General features: G+C 44.8%; 11 protein-coding genes and 1 tRNA gene. 6 read left to right on the top strand and 6 right to left on the bottom strand.

The window, feature by feature from the left end:
• Positions 1-386: 386 nt before the first annotated feature.
• The 5 genes from QUB51_RS01345 to QUB51_RS01325 all read right to left on the bottom strand — a co-directional run bounded on the left by QUB51_RS01345 (position 387) and on the right by QUB51_RS01325 (position 5,826).
• Positions 387-1,289: a tetratricopeptide repeat protein gene (locus QUB51_RS01345; RefSeq protein WP_333054340.1), complete on the bottom strand. Its 903-nt coding sequence runs from the start codon at positions 1,287-1,289 to the stop codon at positions 387-389.
• Positions 1,290-1,425: 136 nt separating this feature from the next.
• Positions 1,426-3,156 carry a group II intron reverse transcriptase/maturase gene (ltrA, locus tag QUB51_RS01340; protein ID WP_333054342.1) on the bottom strand — a complete coding sequence of 577 codons (1,731 nt, stop codon included), beginning with the start codon at positions 3,154-3,156 and terminating at the stop codon, positions 1,426-1,428.
• Positions 3,157-3,851: 695 nt separating this feature from the next.
• The gene (locus QUB51_RS01335) at positions 3,852-4,667 is read right to left on the bottom strand and encodes an inositol monophosphatase family protein (protein WP_333207940.1); all 816 of its coding nucleotides are present in this window, start codon (positions 4,665-4,667) and stop codon (positions 3,852-3,854) included.
• A gap of 240 nt (positions 4,668-4,907) precedes the next feature.
• The gene (locus QUB51_RS01330) at positions 4,908-5,423 is read right to left on the bottom strand and encodes a thermonuclease family protein (protein ID WP_333054346.1); all 516 of its coding nucleotides are present in this window, start codon (positions 5,421-5,423) and stop codon (positions 4,908-4,910) included.
• A gap of 34 nt (positions 5,424-5,457) precedes the next feature.
• The gene (locus tag QUB51_RS01325; RefSeq protein WP_172186552.1) at positions 5,458-5,826 is read right to left on the bottom strand and encodes a 2Fe-2S iron-sulfur cluster-binding protein; all 369 of its coding nucleotides are present in this window, start codon (positions 5,824-5,826) and stop codon (positions 5,458-5,460) included.
• Between the two features lie 214 nt (positions 5,827-6,040).
• On the opposite strand from QUB51_RS01325, the gene QUB51_RS01320 reads away from it, so the two are divergent.
• Positions 6,041-6,125, top strand: a tRNA-Ser gene (locus tag QUB51_RS01320).
• Positions 6,126-6,413: 288 nt separating this feature from the next.
• Here QUB51_RS01320 and QUB51_RS01315 read toward each other — a convergent pair.
• Positions 6,414-7,223, bottom strand: a complete 810-nt coding sequence (locus QUB51_RS01315; RefSeq protein ID WP_333054347.1) for a pentapeptide repeat-containing protein — start codon at positions 7,221-7,223, stop codon at positions 6,414-6,416.
• 71 nt (positions 7,224-7,294) lie between these two features.
• Between QUB51_RS01315 and QUB51_RS01310 the strand changes: the two genes are divergently transcribed.
• The 5 genes from QUB51_RS01310 to QUB51_RS01290 form a co-directional block, all read left to right on the top strand.
• The gene (locus tag QUB51_RS01310; RefSeq protein WP_333232907.1) at positions 7,295-8,197 is read left to right on the top strand and encodes a phosphodiester glycosidase family protein; all 903 of its coding nucleotides are present in this window, start codon (positions 7,295-7,297) and stop codon (positions 8,195-8,197) included.
• A gap of 293 nt (positions 8,198-8,490) precedes the next feature.
• Positions 8,491-8,835: a HEAT repeat domain-containing protein gene (locus QUB51_RS01305; protein WP_333207945.1), complete on the top strand. Its 345-nt coding sequence runs from the start codon at positions 8,491-8,493 to the stop codon at positions 8,833-8,835.
• A gap of 75 nt (positions 8,836-8,910) precedes the next feature.
• Positions 8,911-10,125, top strand: coding sequence for a transposase (locus tag QUB51_RS01300; RefSeq protein WP_333207947.1), 1,215 nt, complete (start codon positions 8,911-8,913; stop codon positions 10,123-10,125).
• A 132-nt stretch (positions 10,126-10,257) separates the two neighbouring features.
• Positions 10,258-10,398 (top strand): hypothetical protein, encoded by a 141-nt coding sequence (locus QUB51_RS01295; protein WP_333208011.1) that lies wholly within the window; start codon positions 10,258-10,260, stop codon positions 10,396-10,398.
• Between the two features lie 60 nt (positions 10,399-10,458).
• Positions 10,459-10,870 (top strand): ribbon-helix-helix protein, CopG family (locus QUB51_RS01290; RefSeq protein ID WP_333232905.1); only part of this gene is annotated, 412 nt, incomplete at its 3' end.

Below are 10,870 nucleotides of genomic sequence, written 5' to 3'. Positions count from 1 at the left end.
CAGGCAAGCTTAACATTCGACTTTAACAAATTAAGGTGTCATCGGAATTTTAGATTTTAGATTTTAGATTTTAGATTTTAGATTGGGTTCAGAGGCTTAGCTTTAGGGAACGGTGTTAAAGTCGAACCAGGCAAGCTTAACATTCGACTTTAACAAATTCAGGCGTCATATCCTTTTCGTTTCCATCGAAATAATCATTTTCCCCGTCAGTGCGATCGTCCCGTTCTTTCTGGAGCATCCGCGATCGCGGGACGATCGCACTGACAGTATAATTCCGATGTCACCGGATTTGATATCACCAAGTCTTGATTGTTTGGCTCGATCACACTCGACTGCTGAGCTGTTCACCCGTTTCTCAATATTCAAGACTCACAACTCACAACTTCTCACTTCTTCTTCCCGCCAAACAAACTTGCAAAAAATCCTGGTTTTTCATCACCTTTTTTTGCCTTGGCGGAAGCTTGTTCCAGCTTTTTCTTAACCTCCAAAGCCGTCGGTTCTTCTGGATTTGACGCCAAAGCTTTGTTCATCTCAAGTTTTGCCATTGTGGCTTGATTTTGTTCAAGGTAACACATTGCTAACATAGCGTGAGCCTTGCTGTGTTTCGGGGCACCCTTCAGGACTTCCCTCAACTCCAAACTTGCTTTAGCGTAATTTTTGCTGTCCATAAATCCTTGAGCTCGGCGGCAATAAGCTTCGATCCGCGGGTCGTCTTTGTCCGGGGGTAGATTTGGGGGTAGATTTGGGGTTGGGGTTGGAATTGGGGTTGGGGGAATTGGGGTTGGGGGTGGTGGCGGAGTTGCAATGCCAATGCGCTCTTTTCGCAGCAGGTAAACCATGTTAAGTTCGCTAATTTGATCGATCGCCTCTTGCGTTTCCTTAACTGATTCGTACTGCTTGAGAGCGAGTTTGCTAACTGCTGTTTTGTAAGCTTCTTCCCAATCTTTAGCGGTAGCTAACTGTTTGGCTGCTTCGCTTTCAATTTGCATTTTCGCCTGTTCTTTAACAACGCGCTTGGCGATGGCTGCTAATAGCAGGCTGTATTCTTTGCGATCGCTTTCCTTAGAGAATTTATTGTAAGCCGGATTGACTACTTTTGACAAAAATTGGTTAGCCCAATCTTTATCGGCTTGGCTTTCAAAAGAGCAAGTATCCGAATGCAACCGGCGGGCGATTTTCATGTAGCGCTTGCGGATGTCGTTAAACTCGGCGTCTAAGGGAACTCCCAAAATTGCGTGCTGATCTGTAAAGTCATACTTGAACAGCCCTTTTGTCATTTCAAAAGACATAACTTTTACTCTTCCTTTCCTGGCTTTGTTAGAGTCGATAGGGGCATTTCTACCCCTACCTCTCCTTCAGAACCGGACATGAGACTTTCGCCTCATCCGGCTCCTTGATATCTTCATCCTTTGTTAAGGATACAATTCAAAACGGATTGTTACAATAGTCCTTGTTGAGAGAACCGTCATTTTCCGTTTTTGTGTCGTGGCAGTGTTTATGTAGAAGTTGGAGGTTTTTGTACTCATCCTTACCGCCTAATGAGCGAGGTTGGATATGGTCAACTTCTACAATGTCTGTAGGTGTGAAATACAGACCACAGTGGGTACATTTACCTTTTTGTGTCTTAAGCAGTGTTGCCACTCTTTTTGGTGTTTCCGGGTATTCTCCGCGTCTCTTGCTCCAGTAAATCCAGTTACCATCGTAAGGCGTTGCGTTACCCTTCACTTTGGCGTGCCTTACAATAGGCGTTGCTTTGTGTTGGACTAATTCTAAACCTTCTTCTGTGCTGAAACACCAATTTCTGTCGCCTACTGTTCGCCAGTATTTGTCTTTATTGATGCTACCTTTTCCCCGTCTTCTCGCCCATGCTCTTAGTTTGTCATAGGTAAGACTGTCTACCTTGTTAAAGGTATCTTTACTTACTACTGTTGAGTAATAGTTTGACCATCCCCTAATTATTGGATTCAGCCGACTAATTAAAGCGACTTGGGGGGCGGTGTTATGGGTGTCTATCACTTCTGCAATTTTAGCCAGATGGGCTTTGACTTTGGGCTTAGACGGGGTGATTAATGTTGTAAAACCTAGCGGTATTCCTACTGTATTTTTAGCACTTCGATAGTTGCCTACCTTGTGTTGTTGTACATGGAATCCTAAGAACTCAAACCCAACATTTCCATTATATTCGTTGAGGGTGTGGGTTAATTTTGTTTTACTTGGCTTCAATTCTAAGCCAACATCACTTAACCATTCTGCAATTATTTTCTGACAGGCTAGTATTACTTCAATGTCTTTGTGAATAATCACAAAATCATCGGCGTACCGGATTAAACTTAAAGAACCTCGTTTATCTTTTTTACTGATTCCGTAGTATCCTTTTGTTAGCGTTTCCGCATATTGTTTGACCCGTTCTTCCATTCCATGTAAGGCAATGTTAGCCAAAAGTGGAGAGATGACCCCACCTTGTGGTGTGCCTTCTTTGGTCGGGAAGATTTCACCTTGGTCTAATACCCCACTTTTAAGCCAGGACTTAATTTGTGTTCGGAGTCCTGGATAGGTATTGATTTTGTCAAGTAATGCTTTGTGATTAATGCGGTCAAAACATTTGGAAATATCAGCGTCTAGCACATATTTAGCTTTGTATCTGATACTGTCAAAGATAGCTCCAATCGCATCGTGACATGACCTACCGGGTCTAAAACCGTATGAGTTTGGCTCAAATTTTGCCTCCCATTCTGGCTCAAGTGCTGCTTTCACAACTGCTTGTAAGGCGCGGTCGTACATTGTAGGTATTCCTAATGGTCTTGACTCATTAGTTCCTGGTTTTGGTATCATTACCCGACGAGTCGGTTGAGATTTACCAGTTATTTTGAGTTGACTTACTAGCTTTAATCGTTGCTTTGGGGTTAACAATTTTATGCCATCCACACCTGCTGTACGCTTGCCAGTATTGTCTTGTGTTACCCGTCGTACCGCTAGAACCTTATTAGACCATGAATTAATCAAGGTCTTTTGAAGCTTCCGAACTGCTTTAACATCGCCACGCTCACTTGCTCGATAGATACGTCTTTGCAACTTAAATGTCAATCTTTCGGCTTTTCGCCAATTGATTTGATTCCATTCCACCGTCGGGTTGTCCCGCGTTTTAGACTTATTCATTGCTACTAAGTTCCTATCCTTGAAGTTACCGTGTACCCGTCTGCATATCTCTGTCATTACAACAGAGCATTGGCTTCTGATACAATCCCTCTCTCATATATTGTTCGTTAGCTACTTACTGGATAATAGACATGATTCCAGAAATATATAAGAGTTACTTCGTTCCAAATACACATTGTTTGAGTTTTTAGTGCGATGCTATCCACCGGGTTTATGGGCGGTGCTTATAGGTCAAGTGTGAAATTGCCTATGCCCTAGCCTTGCCTTTTGGCTTGGTCTTAATCAGTCTTTACCGTGTTTTTTCAACGGGTTTATTCTTGATTTAGCCATTTGACCATCTGAAAATTACGATGGTTCAGACACATCTTTGCTTTCGCTACACATGAACTCGTGCTCGACAGTTACCAGTTTCGGCTACCAGTAGTTCTTGTCTTTTATCCCCGCTTTACCCTATTGGTTGCTACCCAACAAAATAGGGGATATGCTTTTACCGCTGCACTTGCGGACTAGGACTAGGGACTTGTGAATCCTGCACCTAGATGTGTATTCAGTTATACTAACCAGTTGGTTAGGCTAACCTTCCCTGAGTATTGCTACCCATTTGGGTTAAACGAATCGCACTCACTATTCTTTAATGTAGCTTGAGTCAAGGGGTTCTGACCCCCGTACTACCCCCGATCTATTGCTGGGAGGTGCTACTTCCAAGAAGATAAGGGAGGAACGGCTAGCAGTGCGCCGCTGAGTTCGGCGTGTATTTTGCCGTTTGTGGCCAAAATCCGACCAGAGTTCATCTCAAAGGCACTACCGTCATAAGCTGTAATTTGACCTCCGGCTTCGGAGACGATGAGTACACCTGCTGCTACGTCCCAAGGGGCGAGTCCCCGTTCCCAGTATCCGTCCGATCGCCCCATCGCGAGGTGTGCGAGGTCTAGGGATGCGGAACCGCTGCGTCGCACGCCTTGGGTGAGGTGGGTGAGGTGACAGAATTCGGCATAGTTATTGTCGGCTGTTTCGCGCCGATCGTATGCAAAGCCAGTGACTAGCAAGCTGGTTCTCAATTCTGGGATTTGGGAAACTTCGATCGGCGATCGGTTGCAGGTTGCTCCCAATCCTTTGCCTGCCCGAAACAATTCGTTATGAAAAGGGTCGTAAATTACTCCGATTTGTGGTATGCCGTCGATTAAAAGTCCGATCGACACGGCCCAAAAAGGATATTGGTGAGCATAATTTGTTGTGCCGTCCAAAGGGTCGATCGCCCACAGGTATTTGCTGCTAGCATCCCCTAATTTGCCGGATTCTTCGGCGAGGATGGCGTGGTGGGGTACGTGGCGGCCGAGAATTTCTAAGATGACGGCTTCTGAGGCTTTATCAGCTTCTGTGACTAAATCGCCCGATCGGCCTTTTTCTTGAATTTTTTCTAATTTTCCGCAGAAAGATTGCAGGACGGAACCGGCGGCTAGGGCTGCTTCGGTGGCTATTTCTAAGAAGTTTTGCAGTTGATTGTCAGTCATTTGTTAGTTGTTAGTTGTCAGTTGTCAGTTGTCAGTTGTCAGTTGTTAGTTGTTAGTTGTTAGTTGTCAGTTGTCAGTTGTCAACAATTCCCAACTGACCGAAAGCATCCACGATACCCGCCACGTGATTCATCCGTCCAGAAATAAAAACCTGTACCCGATGAAACTTGCCGAACGTATTTATCGGTGGGGTCAATGCTTCAATCTAAAATCTAAAATCTAAAATCTAAAATCGATTGACTATTTCCGATTTTGTTGGCGGAATTCTGCGGGAGTTTGGCGCAAAGCTCGTTCTGGATTCCACAGGCCTTTACCCATGAGTCTCGCCCATTCTTGAGCGTTGATGAGTCGCTGCTGGTATTTGGTGTTGGGCGATCGCACCCAGGCCAGGGCATAACCTTCTTTGACTAGCTGTTCGTTGAGCAAATTTTTATCTTGCCACAAGTAGGCTAGTTTGCGATCGAACTGGTCTTTCTCTTCGATGTCTGATTCTAACAATACCTGTTTTCCCCTAGTTAGCTGTTCTAGTCTTTGTTTGGCTGCTTCTCCCCAAGGCTGCTGTTTTAAATCCGGCGCATCAATACCAATTAGCCTGATTTGTTCTAATAAGGCTATTTTGTCGGCTGTACTGATAACTTCGATTGTTTGGCCGCTGATGGCCCTTTCTACTTTGGCGATCGTACCTTGGGGCATTTCTGGTTTTTGGCAGCTAGCTAGCCACAGACAAAGGGCGATCGCAAATAACCGATAAAGCATGGATAATTGGTAGTTGATAATTTATCAAATTGCCTTATTCTTCATCCAACGGCAAACCAGCTTTAACTTTACCTTTGCCGAAGTAGCGGCCGAACTGCAGTTCGTACACTTCGTCTTCGTCTTGCGTCTCTACCTCAATGTTGGAACGGGGATAGCTGACGCACAGCAGGGCATAACCTTCTTTTTGCAGTTCCACAGACAGCCCCATTGCTTCTGGCTGGTGCAGTTCCCCCGACTTGACGCGCACCGCACAGGCGGTACAAGCGCCGTTGCGGCAGGAAAAGGGCAATTCTACTCCTTGGTTTTCGGCGCTTTGCAGGATGTAGCGGTCTTCGGGTACTCGCACGGTGTGGCGATCGCCTGTCTGTCTGTTATGAATTTTAATTGTGTAAGAGTGAGTCATGGAATTTTAGATTTTAGATTTTAGATTTTAGATTGGGGTTTGGCGGGCAAACTCCTTTAGATGAAGGGGTTTGCGACATAGGTAGGAGAATCCAAGCCGGCTCGTTTGACACCCTATCCACATTAAACAGTAAATTTATGCCGTTACCCCTTCCCAAATCAGATTTGTTCTGTTAATATAGTTTAGCTGTGGCTAAATGAATTAATTTAGCCCTGGAGAGGTGGCCGAGCGGTTGAAGGCGCACGCCTGGAAAGTGTGTTTAGGGCAACTTAACGAGGGTTCGAATCCCTCCCTCTCCGTTAATCAAGCTGTTTAGGCAAAAAAAACAGCTTGCAAAAAAAATCTCTGATATGAGATAAATAGTTTGATTAGAGCGAGATCCCTTGAATTCTTTGAGAAAAATCAAGGGATCTCGCTTGTATATTTTTGAGGGTAAATTAGGGCGATCGCGCCGAGAATAAACACCCAGATATAATGCCAATACTAGAAAACCATAGTGACCTACACCAATCGCCACCGTTTGCAGCAAAGCGTCGCTTTCTGCTGGCTCAATTACTGTTTGAATATCAGTCGGGTAATTTTAGATTTTAAATTTTAGATTTTAGATTGAGGTAATTTATATCGAACTTAGCATCAGCGAGATTTGCCCCTCTGAACGAAGTACCCTCAGCATTTCCAATCTCTCGAACAATAGCGGAGAAAGACACAAATGCAAACCAAAGATACAGCAGCGACAGCAAACCGAAACACATACCCCAAAACAGTTTGTGAGTGCTCAGAAAAGCGCTCGCCGTTGCACTGAACAAAAAAGCCGCTGCGTAAGTCGCCACACTTCCAGCCGATGCGATCGCCACCTGTGCAAATTGGCCACGAATCCGGGAATTCACAAAAAACATTAACACCCCGCCGATCGACATTCCAGCAAGAGCTGCCTGGGAGTTATTATTAGTTGCAGTCCCAGCATAGAAAAATCCCAACAAAGCTCCTGATAGAATAGCAGAAATTGTTCGTGCCAATCTACCCGCTTTTGAGGTTTTTGGCTGTTTGCTTGCGATCGCCGAAGCGAAGCCAGCAGCGCTCAAAACCCCGTACAGCAAAAGAACAAAAGGCCAACTGCCGGAGCCCGGTATTTGTCCTTGAGATCCCAAAATCAGTCGAGTCAGAACATCGCCCACAACCAAACAAATCGCGATCGCCCCTGCAGTCAAAACAGCTATCTGTCGCCGAGAAAGCCCGATTTTCGCACCGATAAAATTCGCACCCGCTAACTGAGCATTTCTAAAATTGCAGCCTCGAACATCCGCACCGCTGAAATCAGCACCGTTAAGAACTTGTCCTTGGAACGATCGATTTCGTAAAATTTGATTGCTAAAATTATGGGAATCCGAATACTTCATATTAGTACAGGATGCTTAAAAATATATAAATCTCTCAGTGTTCCCGTCCCCCATCTCAAATCTAAAATGGTATGACTTATCGGCCCACGATCAAACAAATTTGGCAGATTCTCGGTCTCGGAATATTGCTCGCACCCATACTACTCTACAACATTCCCTACTTTTTGCGTCCCCAACAAACAAACGAAGCCCGATCGCTCTTTCAAGGAATAGCCTACCGCAAGGAATTTCGGACTAATCCGCGTCCCACCCTAATTCACATTGTTAGCATCGACCTAAAAGCGCCGGGAATAGGAATTTTTGTCACTCCCGGAAATCCAACACCCGATTTAACAGAAACCAATGCCCGCACGGCTACTGAATTCCTGAAAGAATTTAAATTGCAATTAGCAGTCAACGGCAACTTTTTTTATCCCTGCATCGAGAAAGCACCTTGGGATTACTATCCCCGCAGTGGCGATCGAGTAAATAATGTCGGACACGCCATTGCCAAAAGCCAAGCTTATTCTGAACCCAATCCAGACTTTCCCGCCCTTTGTTTTGATGCCAAAAACCGCGCTCAAATAATCGAAAACGGCACTTGTCCTGCGGGAACAGCCTATGCCGTTGCCGGAGATACTTTGCTGGTAAAAAATGGCCAGCCCGTAGCACAAAGTCAGGAAGAACGCAAGCAGGATAAACCCTATCCCCGTGCAGTCGCGGCGATCGACAAAACAGGCGATAAGTTGTGGTTAATTCTGGCAGACGGCAAGCAGAGGCTTTACAGTGAAGGGCTGAAATTGAGTGAAATAGCTGATATTTCGATGCAGTTGGGAGCGGAGACAGTGCTGAATTTAGATGGCGGCGGGTCGGTAACTTTTGCAGTAGCATCGCCGTCAGGAGCGAAACTGTTGAATGCTCCGATTCAGAATAAAATTCCCATGCAGGAACGTCCAATTGCCAATCATTTAGGATTTTATGCGCCGGAGAATTAGGGTTTTAACTGGCGCTTTAATCTCCGAAAAATGGGGTTAAAAATGATTCTATTGTATACTGCGCCCCAGCCGCGGCTTGTAAAAAATCGGATTTTAAAACCTATTTAAAAAATAAAGATGCCTCCGCATACTCAAATAAATAGGGTACTGATTGCCTTAATTACTAATACAAAAGCTCGCTTAAATACCCACAAAAATTCTGATTCAGCAGTGAAGTTTTTTTAAATCTGCCCCAAATCCGGGAATAATTGCTAAAATTGTAAAGAAACGTAACAAAAATTTATAATTGGCTTATGAAAATTGCCGAAGCCGCTAACTCTTTGTCAAGGTTCGGAACCGAGGCAATTTCTCATTTAGTGGAAGCTTTTCGCCGCGATGACAATTGGCTCGTCCGCCGCAGCATTATGGCTCCGCTGTACGAAATGCAGTGTCCTGATGCAGTATTTGAAATTTGTGCGATCGGTCTTGGCGACGAAGATTTACCAGTTCAGGAAGCAGCAATTGACGGATTGGGTGTGCTGGCAAATACCCCGAAGCAAGAACAGGCATTGCAGCAATTATTAGCTCTAGTAAGTTCGGATAACTGGGGAATTCGGCTGCGAGTTGCTCGCGCGCTGAGCAAATTTGACCAACAATAATGGGATTCAAGCCCCGTCCTTCTAGGACGGCTTTATTTATGGTAAGCTAGTTGCCGTAGGGTTTGTCCACGTCAAATGAGAGTTTTAGAGTTCAAAGCTAAAGGGAAAACAACTCAATACTCAGCAATAGATGAGGCGATTAGAACTGCTCAATTCGTCCGCAACAAATGTATCCGTTTTTGGATGGATAATCGCGGCGTAGGGCAAAAAGAGCTGTATCGCTACAACACCAAGCTGAGAGCTGAGTTTCCCTTTGTAAATACTTTGAACTCTCACGCTTGCCAAGTTGCTATTGAATGGGCATATTCCTCAATTGCTCGATTCTACGAAAATTGCAGGAAGTCTATTCCCGGAAAGAAGGGATATCCAAAATTTAAGAAGAATTGCCGCTCGGTAGAGTACAAAACTTCTGGCTGGAAGCTTTCCCCCGATAGACGCTCAATCAATTTCATTGATAAGAAGGGCATTGGTAAACTTAAACTTAAAGGGACGTGGGACTTACACTTCTACCAACTAGACCAAATAAAGCGGGTTAGGCTAGTGCGTCGTGCCGATGGCTACTACGTTCAGTTCTTGGTGAAAATCGAAACTGGAAAACTAGACATTGAGCCGACAGGTAGAATTGTTGGATTAGATGTAGGAATCAAGGAGTTCTACAGCGATAGCAATGGTCATACTGAGCCTAACCCTAAATTTTATCGAGCAGGCGAGAAGCGTCTAAAGTTTCGACAAAGACGTGTTTCTCGTAAAAGAAAATGCTCTGCCAATCGTAAACGAGCCATTAATAGACTAGGACGACTACACCTCAAAATAAGTAGGCAACGTGAAGAATATGCCAAGAGACTGGCACGTTGTGTAATCCAATCTAACGATTTGGTCGCCTATGAAGACTTGAGGATTAAGAACTTAGTCAAGAACCATTGTCTTGCCAAGTCTATTAATGATGCGGGTTGGTATCAGTTCAGGAAATGGTTAGAGTATTTCGGGGTTAAGTTTGGCAAGATAACCGTAGCGGTCAATCCTGCCTACACCTCTGAGGAATGCTCTAATTGCGGCACGTTAATCAAAAAATCCCTCTCTATGAGAACCCACACTTGCCAATGCGGCTTCGTCTTAGACCGGGATTGGAATGCTGCTATTAATATCCTGAAATTAGCCTTGAGTACGGTAGGGCATACCGGAACTTGGGTCATAGATCCGAACGCTTCGGGAGATTCGACCTCTACCTTGGTTGGAGTAATCCTGCTAGGGCAAGTTGGGTCTATGAACGAAGAATCCTCGTGCCTTTAGGCCCAGGAGTGTCAAAATCCTCAAGCTCGCGCTGCTGTGAGCTATTTGGCAAAAGATCGAGATCATCGGGTTGCAGGTGCGACTTTGGAAGCTTCGCTTTAAAACAACGGCTTACAAGCTCAACTGTAATATCTGCCGTATCGTGCCGAAAAAAACCCGGCCGAGGGAATGTTTAAGCGGTTCTACGGCGAGGAATGGATCGAAGAGTATATTCACGAATTTTTGTTCAATTGGGAACAGAAGCTGGCACAATTGGTAAGTAACAAGAATTAATTTTAATAGAAGCTTCAGCCACTACACTTATTAGTGTAGGTTGGCATGAGGAAAATGCCAATGGTCAAAAAAAATCGCAATGTAGTTAGTTCCAATTCAGAAAGTAAAGTCAAAGTCGGACTTTCGCTGACTTCTTCTAGTGCCGATCGATTAAACGTGATCGCTCGCAAGCTCGGAATATCAAGGTCGGAACTCCTAGAACGCTTGGCACAAGGCGCTCTGGATATTTCTAAGGACAAGACGGAAGTTACTGTCACTTGGAAAAAAGGTGAAGAAACTGAGGTAGAGGCAGCCCCCTTGCAAGGGGAAACAGCCGAAGAAAGCGAAGTTAATGACGCTGTAACGGCAGAAACTCTATCGGACTCGGTGATTGTAAAGCCAAATCCGATGCCAGAAAGTTACGAAAGTTTACAGCAGCAGTTGAGTGAACGCGAAAGTTCGATCGCTTCTTTACAGCAGCAACTCGCTACCG

This window comes from Microcoleus sp. AT8-A3 (assembly GCF_036705675.1).
Classification (GTDB): domain Bacteria; phylum Cyanobacteriota; class Cyanobacteriia; order Cyanobacteriales; family Microcoleaceae; genus Microcoleus.
The sequence above is the reverse complement of the archived record's forward strand: the minus strand, read 5'-3'. Positions and strand labels throughout refer to the sequence as shown.